A 16,235-nucleotide genomic window follows, 5' to 3' on the forward strand; every position below is an offset into this window, starting at 1 on the left:
AAACGCCCGGTTACATTCCGAACCCGGAAGCTAAGCCTTACAGCGCCGATGGTACTGCAGGGGGGACCCTGTGGGAGAGTAGGACACCGCCGAACTCCTTTTAGAGCTCTGGCTCTTGGGCAACAAGCCCAAGAGCCAGAGCTTTTTTGCGTTGGGGTAAGGTCAGGGGGCAAAGTTGGCTCGTTTCCCATCACAGGAGGCCCCCGGGTGGAGGTCCAGGAGACCCGTGTCCAGACGGATCGGGTCCTCACCATCCCGAACATCCTCAGCATGGCGCGTCTCGTCGGCGTACCCGTCTTCCTGTGGTTGATCCTCAGGCCCGAGTTCGGCGGGCCCAAGAGCGACGGCTGGGCGTTGCTGGTGCTCGCCTTCAGCGGCATCAGCGACTACCTGGACGGCAAGCTCGCCCGGCGCTGGAACCAGATCAGCAGCCTCGGCCGGCTGCTGGACCCCGCCGCGGACCGGCTCTACATCCTGTCGACGCTGGTCGGACTCACCTGGCGCGAGATTCTGCCGCTCTGGTTGACGGCCGTACTACTGCTGCGCGAGCTGGTGCTGCTGGTGATGGTGGGGATCCTCCGGCGACACGGCTATCCGCCTCCGCAGGTGAACTTCCTTGGCAAGGCCGCCACGTTCAACCTGATGTACGCCTTCCCGCTCCTGCTGCTCAGTGACGGAAGCGGCTGGATCTCGTCACTCGCTGCAATTTTCGGATGGGCGTTCGCCGGATGGGGTACAACGCTCTATTGGTGGGCAGGAGTGCTCTACGTGGTGCAGGTCCGTCGTCTCGTTCGCGCGGACGCCACAGCCGATTGAGCCTGGCGATTGTCCGGACGTAGTGGCTCTCGATGGCCCGCGGCGGAAAAGTGCGGGACAATCTTGACGGGTGAAGTCGGCTAGACCGTCATCTCTTAGAGGAGGACGCTTCCGACATGAAGGCCGTCGTGATGGCCGGTGGTGAAGGCACACGCCTTCGCCCCATGACCTCTAGCATGCCCAAGCCGCTCCTTCCGGTGGTGAACCGCCCGATCATGGAGCATGTGCTACGGCTGCTCAAAAGGCATGGGCTCACCGAGACCGTCGTCACCGTGCAGTTCCTGGCATCGCTCGTCAAGAACTACTTCGGGGACGGCGAAGAGCTCGGTATGGAGCTCACCTATGCCAACGAGGAGAAGCCACTCGGTACCGCCGGAAGCGTCAAGAACGCCGAAGAGGCGTTGAAGGACGATGCCTTCCTCGTCATCTCCGGCGACGCGCTGACCGACTTCGACCTCACCGAACTGATCAACTTCCACAAGGCAAAGGGTGCACTCGTCACGGTCTGCCTGACCCGTGTGCCCAATCCGCTGGAATTCGGCATCACCATCGTCGACGAAGAGGGGAAGGTCGAGCGGTTCCTTGAGAAGCCGACCTGGGGGCAGGTCTTCTCCGACACGGTGAACACGGGCATCTACGTCATGGAGCCCGAGGTATTCGACTACGTCGAGGCCGACGTTCCCGTCGACTGGTCCGGCGATGTCTTCCCGCAATTGATGAAGGAAGGCAAGCCGATCTACGGCTATGTCGCAGAGGGCTACTGGGAGGACGTCGGCACCCACGAGTCGTATGTGAAGGCGCAGGCCGACGTCCTGGAGGGCAAGGTCGACGTCGACATCGACGGCTTCGAGATATCGCCCGGCGTATGGGTGGCCGAGGGCGCCGAGGTGCACGCCGATGCCGTGCTGCGTGGACCGCTGTACATCGGCGACTACGCCAAGGTCGAGGCCGGCACCGAAATCCGCGAACACACCGTCGTGGGCTCCAACGTCGTCGTCAAGAGCGGTGCCTTCCTGCACCGGGCCGTTGTGCACGACAACGTCTACGTCGGGCAGCACAGTAATCTGCGCGGCTGTGTCGTCGGGAAGAACACGGACATCATGCGGGCCGCCCGGATCGAGGACGGCGCGGTCATCGGTGACGAGTGCCTGATCGGCGAAGAATCGATCGTCCAGGGCAACGTCCGGGTCTATCCGTTCAAGACCATCGAGGCCGGCGCGTTCGTCAACACCTCCGTGATCTGGGAGTCCCGCGGGCAGGCGCATCTCTTCGGCGCCCGTGGTGTCTCCGGAATCCTGAACGTGGAGATCACACCGGAACTGGCCGTACGGCTCGCCGGCGCGTATGCGACCACCCTGAAGAAGGGCTCCACGGTCACCACGGCCCGTGACCACTCCCGTGGTGCCCGTGCGCTCAAGCGGGCGGTCATCTCCGCTCTCCAGGCCAGTGCCATCGATGTGCGTGACCTGGAGAACGTGCCCCTGCCGGTGGCGCGGCAGCAGACCGGGCGGGGCAGTGCCGGCGGCATCATGATCCGGACCTCGCCCGGGGTGCCGGACTCCGTCGACATCATGTTCTTCGACGGGCAGGGTGCGGACCTCTCGCAGGCCAGCCAGCGGAAGCTGGACCGGATCTTCGCGCGGCAGGAGTACCGGCGTGCGTTCCCGGGTGAGATCGGCGACCTGTACTTCCCGGCCAGTGTCTTCGACTCGTACACGGGTTCGCTGCTGCGGAACGTCGACACGACCGGGATAGCCGAGGCCGGCCTGAAGGTCGTGGTGGACGCCTCCAACGGCAGCGCCGGGCTCGTTCTGCCCAGCCTGCTCGGGAAGCTCGGCGTGGACTCGCTGACCGTCAACCCCGGTCTCAACGAGGCCAGGCCGACGGAGACGGCGGATCAGCGGCGGGCGGGGCTGGTGCGTCTCGGCGAGATCGTGGCGTCCTCCGGGGCCGCGTTCGGCGTGCGGTTCGACCCGGTGGGTGAGCGGCTGTCCCTGGTGGACGAGAAGGGCCGCATCATCGAGGACGACCGGGCGCTGCTGGTGATGCTCGATCTGGTCGCCGCCGAGCGACGCAGCGGCCGTGTGGCGCTTCCGGTCACCACGACCCGGATCGCCGAGCAGGTGGCCGCCTACCACGGCACCCAGGTCGAGTGGACGACCACCTCGCCCGACGACCTCACGCGCGTGGGGCGCGAGGAAGGCACCATCTTCGGTGGTGACGGCAAGGGCGGATTCATCGTCCCCGAGTTCAGCAGCGTGTACGACGGTACGGCCGCCTTCGTACGCCTGATCGGCCTGGTGGCGCGGACCCAGCTCACGCTCAGCCAGATCGACGCCCGGATCCCGCGGGCGCATGTCCTCAAGCGGGACCTGGCGACCCCGTGGGCTGTCAAGGGCCTGGTCATGCGACGTGTCGTCGAGGCGGCCGGTGATCGTTTCGTGGACACGACCGACGGTGTGCGGGTCGTGGAGACCGACGGGCGCTGGGTGATGGTGTTGCCCGACCCGGCCGAGGCGGTCACCCATCTGTGGGCCGAAGGGCCCGACGACGCCTCCGCACAGGCGTTGTTGGACGAATGGGCGGCGATCGTGGACAGCGCCGGACGGTAGATCCGCCGCACGCGCGCGTGCCGGACAAGTGTCCCCCGAGGGGGCCAGTCCGGCACGCCGGTGGGGCCATTCGGAGGTACCGGTCGCAACGTGCGACGATGTGCGGCATGCCGCAGCAACCCCCCGTTCGGAGCAGCGCCACCCGGCCGCACCGCCCGGACGCCTCCATGTCGTTGATCACCAACGTCATGGATCACAGCCTCGACGACGGGTACGCCGAGGCAGCGGCCCGTAAGCGGGCCCAGGGCGAGGGCGGCGGCATGCCGAAGACCCTCCGGGCCAGGCTGGGCCTCGCCGGCGGCCTGGTGCTCGCGGCCCTCGTGGTGACCGTGGGAGCGGCCCAGGCGCGCGTGACGGCCCCTGTCGTGGCCAAGGAGCGCCAGGAACTCATCGACCGTATCGACCGTGAGACGGCGGCCGCCGACAAGCTGGAGACCAATGTCGACAAACTGCGTGACGACGTCAGCGCCCGCCAGCGCGCGGCGCTGAAGGAGAGCGGCGGCAGCGGGCAGGCCGACCTGGTGGGCATCCTGTCGGGAGCCACGGCGGTGCACGGTCCCGGCGTGAAGCTGGTCGTGAACGACGCCAAGGAGGCCTCCTCGGGCGGCGACGGCAGCAACCCGCGGGAGACCTCCGGGTTCTCCGACACCGGCCGGGTGCGTGACCACGACATGCAGCGCGTCGTGAACGGGCTGTGGGCCTCGGGTGCGGAGGCGATCTCCATCAACGGGCAGCGGCTGACGGCCCTGTCCGCGATCAGGGCCGCGGGAGACGCGATACTGGTCGACAACAGGCCGCTGGTACCGCCGTACACGGTGCTGGCGGTGGGGGACGGGGAGAGGCTCGGCTCCAGGTTCCAGGACAGCCCGGACGGGCTGTATCTGCATGCCCTGGAGGAGAACTTCGACATCCGGGCGACGATCTCCACGGAGAGTGACGTCCGGCTGCCCGCCGCACCCAGCGTGATCGTACGTACGGCTGAGCCGTACACCGAGAAGACTGAGAAGGGCACATCGTGATCGCCGTACTTGGCCTCGTCGTGGGCATCGTGGCCGGACTGTTGGTCCGTCCTGAGGTTCCGGCGGTCGTCGAGCCGTATCTGCCGATCGCCGTCGTCGCGGCGCTCGACGCCGTCTTCGGCGGGCTGCGGGCCATGCTCGACGGGATCTTCGACGACAAGGTCTTCGTGGTGTCGTTCCTGTCCAACGTGGTGGTGGCCGCGCTGATCGTGTTCCTGGGCGACAAGTTGGGCGTGGGCTCGCAGCTGTCCACGGGTGTCGTCGTGGTCCTCGGTATCCGTATCTTCTCCAACGCCGCGGCGATCCGACGGCATGTCTTCCGGGCGTGAGCGGCATGAGCGAGCACGAGAAACGGCCGGAGCACCGGCTCCGCAAGGAATTGCCCGCCGAGATGCCGGCCGCGGCGACGGAGACCGGGTCCGCCGCCGAGCCGAAGCCGGACGCCGGGCCGACCGGAAGGCAGCGGCTGGTCCAGGGGCTGTGGCCGCCGCGGGTCAGCCGGGCCCAACTGATCGTCGCCGTGCTGCTGTTCGGGCTCGGATTCGGCCTCGCCGTGCAGGTGGCGTCGAACAGCGACAGTGACAGCGCGTTGCGCGGGGCCCGCCAGGAGGATCTTGTTCGCATCCTCGATGAACTGGACGACCGTACTCAGCGTCTTGAGGACGAGAAGACAGGACTCGAAAAACAGCGCCAGGAGTTGCAGAGCAGCTCCGACCAGGCGGCGGAGGCACGCAAGCAGACGGTCGAGAAGGAGAGGCAACTCGGCATTCTGGCGGGCACCGTGGCGGCGCAGGGTCCTGGCATCACGATGACGGTCGACGACCCGAAGGGGACGGTACAGGCGGACATGCTGCTCGACGCGATCCAGGAGTTGCGCGCGGCCGGCGCGGAGGCGATCCAGGTCAACGGGGTGCGGGTGGTCGCCGGCACCTATCTCACCGACTCCGGGAAGAGCGTGAGCGTCGACGGGAACAAGATCACCCAACCCTACGTTTTCAAGGTGATCGGCAAGCCGCAGGACCTCGAACCGGCCCTCAACATCCCCGGAGGTGTGGTGCAGACCCTCGAGAAGGAGCAGGCGACTGTGACCGTCGAGCGGTCGACCAAGATCGTCGTGGATGCCTTGCGGCCGGCGAAGCAGCCTGACTACGCTCGGTCGTCCTCACAGTGAACCGGCGGTGCATGCGGGACGTCCGGCGGGGGCATGAGGATGCGGGGGGTCGGCGCACCGGGGAGCCGGTGCGTGGTGGAAACTGTTTGGTGGATACGGACGTTGTGAGGTTGTCCGGGTCGGCCGGTCTATTCAGTCAGGGTTCGTCCTGCCCCACGGGCGGGTCTGTTTCGGTCAAGGGGAATCGCCCGTGAAGTTGTTTTCGAAGTTGTTCGGCAAGAGCGCGCGAGAGGGCAGCGACAACGCGACCGCTCGCCATCGCGCACAGCCTGACGCGGACGGTCAGCGCCCGCTGTTCCGGGACCAGGTGGCTGGTCCGGGGGGTGACATTTCGGGAGGTCAGGGCGCGCGGTCAGTTGACCCGTCGCAGTCCGGCGGCATAGGTTTCGGGCAACCGTCAACCTCAGGTGCGGGTGGAGGGTTTACCTCCGACCCGTACGCGTCAAACGCCCCGGCGGGGCAGCCGCGGCAGGAGGATCCGTCCATGTCGGCCCTGGTTTGTACGAGGTGCGGTAACCGCAACGCGGAGAACGCCCGCTTCTGTTCCAACTGCGGTGCTCCGCTGCGCGCGGGCGCCGTCCCCGAGCGTGCGTCGGAGACGACGTCCACGATCTCGATCTCCGGTCTCGAGGCCTACGACGCCGAGGTCACCGGCCAGACCCAGGCGCCGGCGCTCTCGCCCGAGGCACAGGCGGCCGTCGACGCGCTGCCGCTCGGTTCCGCGCTGCTCGTCGTGCGCCGCGGACCGAACTCGGGCAGCCGCTTCCTGCTGGACAGCGACCTGACCACGGCCGGCCGTCATCCGCAGAGCGACATCTTCCTGGACGACGTGACGGTCTCGCGCCGCCATGTGGAGTTCCGCCGCCAGCCGGACGGCTCGTTCACGGTGGCCGACGTGGGCAGCCTCAACGGCACGTACGTCAACCGGGAGCGCATCGACCAGGTCGCTCTGTCGAACGGTGACGAGGTCCAGATCGGTAAGTACCGGCTGGTCTTCTACGCGAGCCGGCAGGGCATCTGACCCCCCGGACCTCGTCCGGGGGAGCCCAGGGAAGAAGGTCCATGCTGCACAAACCGAGCGGCGGTACCGGGCACGGCACCGCCGCCACGGAAACCGGGCTGATGAGCATCGGCACGGTGCTGAACGTGCTGCGCGACGAGTTCCCCGAAGTCACCGTCTCCAAGATCCGCTTCCTGGAGTCGGAAGGGCTGATCGAGCCGCGCCGGACCCCGTCCGGGTACCGCAAGTTCAGCGCCGCGGACGTGGAGCGTCTCGGACACGTCCTGAGGATGCAGCGGGACCACTATCTGCCGCTGAAGGTCATCCGGGAGTACCTGGAGGCCATGGAGCGCGGCGAGGCCGTACAGCTGCCCGCGCTGGGGCGGCAGCGGGACGGTGAAGCGGTGCCGATGGTTCCCGAGGCGCCCTCGGTGGCGCGGATCGGGCGGGACGAGCTGCTCGCGGCCGCCGAGATCGACGAGAACTGCCTGGCGGAGTGGGAGTCGTACGGGCTGCTCGCTCCCCTGGAGGACGGCGTGTACGACGCCGAGGCGGTCACCGTGGCCGCGCTGGTGACCGAGCTGGGCCGGTTCGGGATCGAGCCGCGCCATCTGCGGGTGATGAAGGCCGCCGCCGACCGTGAGGCGGGCCTGGTGGACCAGGTGGTGGCCCCGCTCAAGCGGCACCGCAATCCGCAGACCAGGGCCCATGCGGAGGCCCGTACGAAGGAACTGGCGGCGCTCACGGTGAAGCTGCACGCCGCACTGGTGCAGACCGCGCTTGGGGTGCGGCTGCCGTGACCATCGTGACAGGACCCGGGCGGAGGCCGGATCGGGCGCGCGTTCCGGGCCCGACTACCCAAACGTCCCGGGCACGGCCTAGGGTTGCTGTGTGAACGAGCTCGATGTCGTAGGTGTCCGGGTGGAAATGCCCTCCAACCAACCGATCGTGCTCCTGCGCGAAGTGGGAGGCGACCGTTACCTCCCCATCTGGATCGGGCCGGGGGAGGCGACGGCGATCGCCTTCGCCCAGCAGGGCATGGCCCCCGCGCGACCGCTGACCCACGACCTGTTCAAGGACGTGCTGGAGGCCGTCGGTCAGGAGCTCACCGAAGTACGCATCACGGACCTCCGTGAGGGCGTCTTCTACGCGGAGCTGGTCTTCGCCAGCGGTGTCGAGGTGAGCGCCCGTCCGTCCGACGCCATAGCGCTGGCGCTGCGCACCGGAACGCCGATCTACGGGAGCGACACGGTGCTGGACGACGCGGGCATCGCGATCCCCGACGAGCAGGAGGACGAGGTGGAGAAGTTCCGCGAGTTCCTCGACCAGATCTCGCCCGAGGACTTCGGCACCAGCAGCCAGTGACAGACGGGAGCGGCCCGTCGCCCACCACAAGAGGTCGGTGACGGGCCGGTTCACGGCTGGTCACAGCCGAAACTCATGGGCAATTGCCAGCGGCCACTGAGAGCGTCCTACGCTTTACCGCCAGAGCATTCGGCTAGCCTTTCCCCGCGGTGGGGCACGGGAAACCACTCTTGGGGTGATTATCACTCGGCGTGCCGAGTGTGGCGATCGTTGACGCACCCCTGGTGACTGCCTACCGTCGAGAAGGCAGGTCAAGGACGGAGGTCGGCGTGAGAAGCAGCGGCGACGGTACGGCTGGGGGTGCCCCGGGACGCCGTCTCGGGGAGAGCGGTCCGTACTCGCTTCACGGCAGCACTGCCGGTCACGCTCCGCAGCGGCCGACGGCAGTGCCGAGCGGCGGAGGGGCGGCGTCCATGACGACCGAGGAGATCGGCTACCGGGGGCCCACGGCCTGTGCGGCGGCCGGCATCACCTACCGGCAACTCGACTACTGGGCCCGCACCGGCCTGGTCGAGCCCAGCGTGCGGCCCGCCTACGGGTCGGGCACCCAGCGCCTGTACAGCTTCCGGGACGTCGTCGTTCTGAAGATCGTCAAGCGGTTCCTGGACACCGGGGTGTCCCTTCAGAACATCCGCACCGCCGTGCAACATCTCAGAGAACGCGGTTTCTGCGACCTGGAGCGCATGACCCTCATGAGCGACGGCGCCACGGTCTACGAGTGCACCTCGCCCGACGAGGTCCACGCCCTGCTCCAGGGCGGCCAGGGCATCTTCGGGATCGCGGTCGGCGTGGTCTGGCGGGACGTGGAGAGCGCGCTCTCCCAGCTGCACGGCGAGCGTGTCGACACCGGCGAGACCCTGGTCGGGCCCAACCCCGCCGACGAGCTGGCGCGGCGTCGCAACCGGGCGGTCTGACGCCCCGGACCGCACCCCTTCAGCCCCTTGAGCCTTTTGTGGTGCCCCGGCACGGAACCATGCCGAGGCATTGTCAGTGGCGTGGTGCAGCATCGGAGATGTGAGAAACGCGCCCACGATCCTGCATCTCGACATGGATGCCTTCTACGCCTCGGTGGAACAGGCATCCAAGCCGAGCCTGCGCGGGAAGGCCGTGGTCGTGGGTGGGCTCGGACCGCGCGGGGTGGTGGCCACCGCCTCGTACGAGGCACGGGTGTTCGGGGTGCACTCCGCGATGCCGATGGCACAGGCGCGCAGGCTGGCGCCGAACGCCGCGTATCTCGTGCCGCGCTTCGGGTTGTACCGGTCGATCAGCGAGCAGGTGATGGCGCTGCTGCACGAGCTGTCGCCGCTGGTGGAGCCGCTGAGCCTGGACGAGGCGTTCGTCGACCTGGAGGCGGGTGAGGTGGCCTGGGACGCGGTGTCGGCGCGGCTGGTGGGGGAGAAGCTGCGCGCGGACATACGGGCGGCCACGGGGCTCTCCGGGTCGGTCGGGCTCGCCGCCTCCAAGATGCTCGCGAAGATCGCCTCCGAGCAGGCCAAGCCGGACGGGCTGGTGCTGATCGAGCCGGGCACGGAGCGGGCGATGCTCGGGCCGATGTCGGTGCGGACCCTGCCGGGCGTGGGGCCGGCGACGGGGGACCATCTGCGGCGGGCCGGGATCACCACGGTCGACGAGATCGCCGAGGCGGGGGAGGACGAGCTGGTACGGCTGCTGGGCAAGGCCCATGGGCATGCGCTGCACGCGATGGCACTGGCGCACGACGAACGGCCGGTGGTCGCCGAGCGGGAGGCCAAGTCGGTATCCGTCGAGGACACGTACGACGTGGACATCCATGACCGGCTGCGGGTGGGGATGGAGGTGCAGCGGCTGGCCGACCGGTGTGTGCGCAGGCTCCGGGGGGCCGGGCTGTCGGGGCGGACCATCGTGCTGAAGGTACGGCGGTACGACTTCTCGACGCTCACCCGGTCGGAGACGCTCAGGGGGCCGACCGACGATCCGGCGGTGGTGCGGGAGGCGGCCGCGCGGCTGCTGGACTCGGTGGACACGACGGGGGGTGTGCGGTTGCTGGGGGTGGGGGTGACGGGGCTGGCCGACTACACACAGGAGGATCTGTTCGCGCAGGCGGCGGGGGAGGCGGCGGAGGTCCTGGCGGAGGAGGACGCGGCCGAGCCGGTCGCCGAGCAGGAGGTGGTCGTAGAGCGGAGATGGCCTTCGGGGCACGACGTCCGGCATGCCGAGTACGGACACGGGTGGGTGCAGGGGAGTGGGCTGGGGAGGGTGACGGTTCGGTTCGAGACGCCGGGGTCGGTGGAGCCGGGGCGGGTGCGGACGTTCCGGGTGGAGGATCCTGAGCTGGAGCCGGTGGATCCGTTGCCGTTGGTGCCGGGGATTCCAGTGGACGGGGTTGGTGCGTGACCCGGGGGTGGGGTCGCGCACCGGCGCTCGCAGGATGCCGCCCGCGCCCACCCGTGCAGCCCCAGCGGCACGACTGCCCGCGGCTGGAGAGGCGCGCCCGCCGGTCTACGCGCCCGCGTCCTCGGTTCCCGCCAGTTTGCCGAAGTCGTGGTCCGGGTGGTCTGGGGGCGGGGCGGTCATGTCCAGGCCGTAGTGGTGGTAGAGCTGAAGTTCCTGCTCCGGGGACAGGTGGCGGCCCACGCCGAAGTCGGGGGCATCTTTGATCAGGGCGCGGTCGAAGGGGACCTGGAGGGTGCCCTCGACCAGCTCGCTGGGCTCCAGGGGCACGAAGGCGTCCCGGGAGAACAGGCCGGTGCGTATGGCCGCCCACTCCGGCACACCGGTCGCGTCGTCGAGGTAGACCTCGTCGATCGTGCCGATCTTCGTGCCGTTGCGGTCGAACGCCTTGCGGCCGATCAGGTTGCGCGGATCGATGTCGGTCTGCACGGGCCCTCCACTTGGTCGCAACTCATCCGTAAGCACTACGAAAGAGCACATTGAAGGAGGCGGCCACTCGAAGGCCCGTGCGTTGCCCTCGCTGGTAGGCTGGCAAGCGGCTGCTGACCCCGTGCGGGAGAGTCCTCCGGGCAGACCGGAGGCGCCGAAGGAGCAAATCCTCCCCGGAATCTCTCAGGCTCACGTACCGCACGGACGAGGTCACTCTGGAAAGCAGGGCGGGCGTCGACGGCGTCCGCTCTCACCGACGGTGAAAGCCGGATCCCCTGGGCGTCCGGCGAAGCTCTCAGGTTGAGATGACAGAGGGGGAGGCCGTCGGGGTGCCCGCGCCTGGGTACCCCTCGAAGGTCGCGTCAGACCAGGAGGCCTCCGCAATGACCGCCCAGCGTGTTCCGCTTTCCGAGCTTGAACAGGGAATCCCGTTCGAGCAGCGCCATATCGGGCCCGATCACGAGGCCCGGGCCAAGATGCTCGCCCAGGTCGGGTACGGCTCGCTCGACGAGCTGACCGCCGCCGCGGTGCCGGACGTGATCAAGAACGCCGACACCCTGGAACTGCCGGGTGCGCGCACCGAGGCCGAGGTGCTGGCCGAACTGCGGTCGCTGGCGGACCGGAACCAGGTGCTCGACTCGATGATCGGGCTCGGCTACTACGGCACCTTCACGCCGCCCGTCATCCTGCGCAACGTGATGGAGAACCCCGCCTGGTACACGGCTTACACCCCGTATCAGCCGGAGATCTCCCAGGGCCGGCTGGAAGCGCTGCTGAACTTCCAGACCATGGTCGCCGACCTCACCGGACTGCCCACCTCCGGTGCCTCGCTGCTCGACGAGGGCACGGCCGCCGCCGAGGCCATGGCTCTGTCGCTGCGCATGGGCAAGAACAAGAAGGGCGTCTTCGTCATCGACGCGGACGCGCTGCCGCAGACCGTGGCCGTGATCCGGACGCGGGCCGAACCGACGGGGGTCGAGGTCGTCGTCGCGGACCTGAGCGACGGGATTCCGGCGGACCTCGCCTCGCGTGAGATCAACGGGGTGCTCGTCCAGTACCCCGGTGCTTCCGGTGCCGTACGCGACATCAAGCCGCTCGTCGAGCAGGCGCACGGGCTGGGCGCGCTCGTCACCGTCGCCGCCGATCTGCTGGCGCTGACGCTGCTGACCTCGCCGGGTGAGCTGGGCGCCGACATCGCCGTCGGTACGACCCAGCGGTTCGGTGTGCCGATGGGCTTCGGCGGGCCGCACGCGGGCTACATGGCGGTGCGGGAGAAGTTCGCGCGCAGCCTGCCCGGGCGGCTCGTGGGCGTGTCCGTGGACGCCGACGGGCACAAGGCCTACCGGCTCGCGCTGCAGACGCGCGAACAGCACATCCGCCGTGAGAAGGCCACCAGCAACATCTGCACCGCGCAGGTGCTGCTCGCCGTGATGGCCGGCATGTACGCCGTCTACCACGGGCCCGAGGGGCTGCGGGCCATCGCCCGGCGAACCCACCGCTACGCCACGATCCTGGCCGCGGGGCTCAGGGCCGGCGGGGTCGAGGTCGTGCACGGCGCCTACTTCGACACCCTCACCGCGCGCGTGCCCGGCAAGGCCGCCGAGGTCGTCGCCGCCGCCCGGCAGAGCGGTGTCAACCTGCGGCTCGTGGACGCGGACCACGTCTCCATGGCCTGCGACGAGACCACCACGCGGGCCCAGCTGGGCGCCGTATGGACGGCGTTCGGCGTCGAGGGCGACGTCGAGACGCTGGACGTGGTCGCCGAGGACACGCTGCCCGAGGCGCTGCTGCGCGGCGACGGCTACCTGGGCCACCCCGTCTTCCACGAGCACCGTTCCGAGACCGCCATGCTGCGCTACCTGCGCTGGCTCGCCGACCGGGACTACGCGCTGGACCGGGGCATGATCCCGCTGGGCTCCTGCACCATGAAGCTCAACGCGACGACCGAGATGGAGCCGGTCACCTGGCCCGAGTTCGGCCAGCTGCACCCCTTCGCGCCCGCCGAGCAGGCGCAGGGCTATCTGACGCTCATCCGTGAGCTGGAGGAGCGGCTCGCCGAGGTCACCGGCTACGACAAGGTGTCGCTCCAGCCCAATGCCGGGTCACAGGGTGAGCTGGCCGGGCTGCTCGCCGTACGCGCCTACCACCGTGCCAACGGCGACGCGCAGCGGACCGTCTGCCTGATCCCTTCCTCCGCGCACGGCACCAACGCCGCCAGCGCCGTCATGGCCGGGATGAAGGTCGTCGTCGTGAAGACCGCCGAGGACGGCGAGATCGATGTCGAGGACCTGCGGGCGAAGATCGAGCAGCACCGCGACCAGCTCGCCGTGCTGATGATCACATACCCGTCCACGCACGGCGTGTTCGAGGAGCATGTCGCGGACATCTGCGGTCAGGTGCACGAGGCCGGCGGCCAGGTGTACGTCGACGGGGCCAACCTCAACGCCCTGGTCGGGGTCGCCAAGCCGGGGCACTTCGGCGGCGACGTCTCCCACCTCAACCTGCACAAGACCTTCTGCATCCCGCACGGCGGCGGTGGGCCGGGCGTCGGTCCGGTGGCCGTACGGGCCCACCTGGCGCCGTACCTGCCGAACCACCCGCTCCAGCCGGCCGCCGGGCCGCAGACCGGTGTCGGACCGATCTCGGCCGCGCCGTGGGGCTCCGCGGGGATCCTGCCGATCTCGTGGGCGTACGTCCGGCTCATGGGCGGCGAGGGGCTGAAGCGCGCCACGCAGGTGGCCGTGCTCAGCGCCAACTACATCGCCAAGCGGCTGGAGCCGCACTATCCCGTGCTCTACACCGGGCCCGGCGGGCTGGTCGCGCACGAGTGCATCATCGATCTGCGGCCGCTGACCAAGGCGACCGGGGTGAGCGTCGACGATGTCGCCAAGCGGCTCATCGACTACGGGTTCCACGCGCCGACGATGTCCTTCCCGGTGGCCGGGACGCTGATGATCGAGCCGACCGAGTCCGAGGACCTCGGTGAGCTGGACCGTTTCTGCGAGGCGATGATCGCCATCCGGGCGGAGATCGACAAGGTCGGGGCGGGGGAGTGGCCCGCCGACGACAACCCGCTGCGCGGTGCCCCGCACACGGCCGCCGCGCTCGGTGGGGAGTGGGAGCACGCGTACACCCGTGAAGAGGCCGTCTTCCCGGCCGGGGTGTCCGCCGCCGACAAGTACTGGCCGCCGGTGCGCCGGATCGACCAGGCCTTCGGTGACCGGAACCTGGTGTGCTCCTGCCCGCCGCTGGACGCGTACGAGGACTGATCCGCGGTACGGGTACGGCAGAGGCCCCGCTTCGGCGGGGCCTCTCGTGTGTGGTTCTGTGCGGTTCTACGCCGGGTACGCGTGGGTCTGTGCCGCCTTCACCGTCGCCCAGACCGTGGCGCCGGGGTGCAGGTCCAGTTCAGCGGCGGCGACCGTGGTGAGGTCGGCGGCGAGGGGGAGTTCGCCGGTCAGGTCGGCGCGGATCTGGTCGCCGTGGATCTCCAGGCCGACGACCTCGCAGTGCCAGAGGTTGCGGGCGCTGGCGCCGGTGGGGCGGTCCCGGAAGAGGGTGACGGCGCTCGGCGGGAACGCGACGAACACGTCACCGGCGAGGTCCTCCGTGGTGGCGACGGCGGGGCCGGTGTCCAGCCTGACCAGGTGGCCCTCGGCCCGGCCGCGGTAGAGGTTGAGGCCGACCAGGTGCGCGATGTAGTCGGTGCGCGGGTGGCGGGCGATGTCGGCGGGGGTGCCCTCCTGGACGATCCTGCCCTGCTCGATGACGATCAGGCGGTCGGCCAGCACCATGGCGTCCAGCGGGTCGTGGGTGACCAGTACCGCGACGGCGTCGAAATCGGTCAGATGACGGCGGAGTTGGGAGCGTACGTCCAGACGGGTGCGGGCGTCGAGGGCGGCGAGGGGTTCGTCCAGGAGCAGCAGGCGGGGGTGGGTGGCCAGGGCTCGGGCCAGTGCGACGCGCTGGGCCTGGCCGCCGGAGAGGCGGCGGGGCTTGGCGCCGGTGTGCTCCGCGAGACCCATGCGGTCCAGCCACGCGGCTGCCTGGGCGCGGGCCTCGGCCTTTGTCGCGCCTTGGCAGCGGGGGCCGAAGGCGACGTTGTCGAGGGCCGTGAGGTGAGGGAAGAGGAGGTAGTCCTGGAAGACGACGCCCACCGGGCGGGATTCGGGGGGCGTACGGTCCAACTCCGTGCCGTCCAGGTGGAGGTGGCCGGCGGTGAGGGGGGTGAGGCCGGCGAGGGCGCGGAGGGCGGTCGTTTTGCCGGCGCCGTTGGGGCCGAGGAGGGCGACGACCTCGCCGGGGGCGGCGGTGAGGGTGATGTCGAGGTGGAAGGCGGGGCGGGTGACGACGAGGTGGGCATCGAGGCCGTCGGTGGTCCGCGGGTGGGTGGGGGGTACCCGGCCTTCGGCCGCGTTGTGATCACCACCCGCACCACCCGTGCGGACATCAGTGTCAGGTGCGGGTGGCCCCAGCGGGGGCCGGGCGTCGGCTGCGGCTGGGGCGTGGGGTGGTTGTGTGGGCTCGGGCTTGGTCATGAGGGTGTCATCCAGCGGTCGCGGAGGCCTGCCAGCACCGCGATCGACACCGCCAGCAGCACCAGGCTGAGGGCGATCGCCGCGTCGGGGTCGTTCTGGAGGGCCAGGTAGACGGCGAGCGGCATGGTCTGGGTGCGGCCCGGGAAGTTGCCCGCGAAAGTGATCGTCGCGCCGAACTCGCCGAGCGCGCGGGCCCAGGCCAGGACCGAGCCGGCCGCGATGCCGGGGGCGATGAGGGGGAGCGTGACCCTGCGGAACGCCGTGAAGCGGGAGGCGCCCAGGGTCGTCGCCGCCTCCTCGTAGCGCGGGTCGGCGGCGCGCAGGGTGCCCTCGACGCTGATCACCAGGAAGGGCATGGCCACGAAGGACTCGGCGATCACCACGGCGGTCGTCGTGAACGGGAGCGTGATCCCGAACCAGTCATCCAGCCACTGGCCGACGACCCCGTTACGGCCCAGGGCGAGGAGCAGGGCCACACCGCCGACCACCGGGGGGAGGACCAGGGGGAGAGTCACCAGGGCTCGTACGAAGCCTCGGCCGGGGAACTCCGTGCGGGCCAGTAGCCAGGCCAGGGGGACCCCCAGGACCAGGCTCACGGCCGTCGCCGCGGTCGCGCTGAGCAGGGAGAGCTGAAGGGCCTGCCACACCTCCGTGCTGGTCAGCAGCGACGGGAGGCTGGTCCAGGGGGCGCGCAGGAGCAGGGCGAGCAGGGGCAGGAGGAGGAAGGCCAGCGCTACCGCTCCGGGGAGGAGGAGCGGTAGCGGGACCGCCGGCCGGACGCGCCGGAGCCGGAACGGGAAAACGCCCAGCCGACGTTCCGCGCCACCGCGCACGGCTCGATCGCGCTCGGCCACA

The 16,235-nt window shown here is 69.6% G+C and carries 13 protein-coding genes, 1 rRNA gene, 1 pseudogene and 1 riboswitch; of the genes and pseudogenes, 12 read left to right on the plus strand and 3 right to left on the minus strand.

All coding sequences use genetic code 11. The features are described 5' to 3' along the window. The 11 genes and pseudogenes from rrf to ABTY98_RS41365 form a co-directional block, all read left to right on the plus strand. Positions 1–95, plus strand: a 5S ribosomal RNA gene (gene rrf / locus ABTY98_RS41315); the annotation flags it as partial. Between the two features lie 112 nt (positions 96–207). After that, positions 208–816, plus strand: coding sequence for a cardiolipin synthase ClsA (clsA, locus tag ABTY98_RS41320; protein WP_351712455.1), 609 nt, complete (start codon positions 208–210; stop codon positions 814–816). Between the two features lie 116 nt (positions 817–932). Then, a complete protein-coding gene (locus ABTY98_RS41325; protein ID WP_352226327.1) occupies positions 933–3,428 on the plus strand; it encodes a sugar phosphate nucleotidyltransferase in 2,496 nt (831 codons plus the stop codon). A 107-nt stretch (positions 3,429–3,535) separates the two neighbouring features. Continuing rightward, on the plus strand, positions 3,536–4,447 hold the full coding sequence (locus ABTY98_RS41330; RefSeq protein ID WP_352226328.1) for a DUF881 domain-containing protein: 912 nt from the start codon (positions 3,536–3,538) through the stop codon (positions 4,445–4,447). Continuing rightward, positions 4,444–4,776 (plus strand): small basic family protein, encoded by a 333-nt coding sequence (locus ABTY98_RS41335; protein ID WP_132887715.1) that lies wholly within the window; start codon positions 4,444–4,446, stop codon positions 4,774–4,776. Before ABTY98_RS41330 ends, ABTY98_RS41335 begins: the two co-directional genes overlap by 4 nt. A gap of 5 nt (positions 4,777–4,781) precedes the next feature. Next, positions 4,782–5,618, plus strand: coding sequence for a DUF881 domain-containing protein (locus ABTY98_RS41340; RefSeq protein WP_352226330.1), 837 nt, complete (start codon positions 4,782–4,784; stop codon positions 5,616–5,618). 190 nt (positions 5,619–5,808) lie between these two features. Further along, positions 5,809–6,639, plus strand: a complete 831-nt coding sequence (locus ABTY98_RS41345; RefSeq protein ID WP_352226331.1) for a zinc-ribbon and FHA domain-containing protein — start codon at positions 5,809–5,811, stop codon at positions 6,637–6,639. A 41-nt stretch (positions 6,640–6,680) separates the two neighbouring features. Next, positions 6,681–7,418 carry a transcriptional regulator FtsR gene (ftsR, locus tag ABTY98_RS41350; protein ID WP_352226332.1) on the plus strand — a complete coding sequence of 246 codons (738 nt, stop codon included), beginning with the start codon at positions 6,681–6,683 and terminating at the stop codon, positions 7,416–7,418. A gap of 91 nt (positions 7,419–7,509) precedes the next feature. Next, the gene (locus ABTY98_RS41355) at positions 7,510–7,983 is read left to right on the plus strand and encodes a bifunctional nuclease family protein (protein ID WP_026253112.1); all 474 of its coding nucleotides are present in this window, start codon (positions 7,510–7,512) and stop codon (positions 7,981–7,983) included. Between the two features lie 269 nt (positions 7,984–8,252). Further along, on the plus strand, positions 8,253–8,897 hold the full coding sequence (locus ABTY98_RS41360) for a MerR family transcriptional regulator (RefSeq protein WP_352226333.1): 645 nt from the start codon (positions 8,253–8,255) through the stop codon (positions 8,895–8,897). A 100-nt stretch (positions 8,898–8,997) separates the two neighbouring features. After that, positions 8,998–10,549 (plus strand): annotated as a pseudogene (locus ABTY98_RS41365) (DNA polymerase IV). On the opposite strand, the gene ABTY98_RS41370 reads toward ABTY98_RS41365, so the two are convergent. Next, the gene (locus tag ABTY98_RS41370) at positions 10,462–10,842 is read right to left on the minus strand and encodes a PRC-barrel domain-containing protein (RefSeq protein WP_352226335.1); all 381 of its coding nucleotides are present in this window, start codon (positions 10,840–10,842) and stop codon (positions 10,462–10,464) included. The pseudogene ABTY98_RS41365 and the gene ABTY98_RS41370 sit on opposite strands and share 88 nt — an antisense overlap. 114 nt (positions 10,843–10,956) lie before the next feature. Continuing rightward, positions 10,957–11,051, plus strand: a riboswitch (glycine riboswitch). A gap of 174 nt (positions 11,052–11,225) precedes the next feature. Here ABTY98_RS41370 and gcvP point away from each other — a divergent pair. Next, a complete protein-coding gene (gene gcvP, locus ABTY98_RS41375; protein ID WP_352226336.1) occupies positions 11,226–14,111 on the plus strand; it encodes an aminomethyl-transferring glycine dehydrogenase in 2,886 nt (961 codons plus the stop codon). A gap of 66 nt (positions 14,112–14,177) precedes the next feature. Here the strand turns inward: gcvP and ABTY98_RS41380 are convergent, their stop codons facing one another. After that, on the minus strand, positions 14,178–15,380 hold the full coding sequence (locus ABTY98_RS41380) for an ABC transporter ATP-binding protein (RefSeq protein ID WP_352226337.1): 1,203 nt from the start codon (positions 15,378–15,380) through the stop codon (positions 14,178–14,180). Then, positions 15,377–16,213 (minus strand): molybdate ABC transporter permease subunit, encoded by an 837-nt coding sequence (gene modB / locus ABTY98_RS41385; protein ID WP_502994496.1) that lies wholly within the window; start codon positions 16,211–16,213, stop codon positions 15,377–15,379. Before modB ends, ABTY98_RS41380 begins: the two co-directional genes overlap by 4 nt. Positions 16,214–16,235: the final 22 nt, after the last annotated feature.

This window comes from Streptomyces sp. NPDC096040, from assembly GCF_040303265.1.
Classification (GTDB): domain Bacteria; phylum Actinomycetota; class Actinomycetes; order Streptomycetales; family Streptomycetaceae; genus Streptomyces.

Bases quoted from the DNA above. Each gene is read 5' to 3' on its own strand.
- ABTY98_RS41325 (WP_352226327.1), top strand. From the start codon at position 933: ATGAAGGCCGTCGTGATGGCCGGTGGTGAAGGCACACGCCTTCGCCCC.
- ABTY98_RS41330 (WP_352226328.1), top strand. From the start codon at position 3,536: ATGCCGCAGCAACCCCCCGTTCGGAGCAGCGCCACCCGGCCGCACCGC.
- ABTY98_RS41340 (WP_352226330.1), top strand. From the start codon at position 4,782: ATGAGCGAGCACGAGAAACGGCCGGAGCACCGGCTCCGCAAGGAATTG.
- ftsR (WP_352226332.1), top strand. From the start codon at position 6,681: ATGCTGCACAAACCGAGCGGCGGTACCGGGCACGGCACCGCCGCCACG.
- gcvP (WP_352226336.1), top strand. From the start codon at position 11,226: ATGACCGCCCAGCGTGTTCCGCTTTCCGAGCTTGAACAGGGAATCCCG.
- ABTY98_RS41380 (WP_352226337.1), bottom strand. From the start codon at position 15,380: ATGACCAAGCCCGAGCCCACACAACCACCCCACGCCCCAGCCGCAGCC.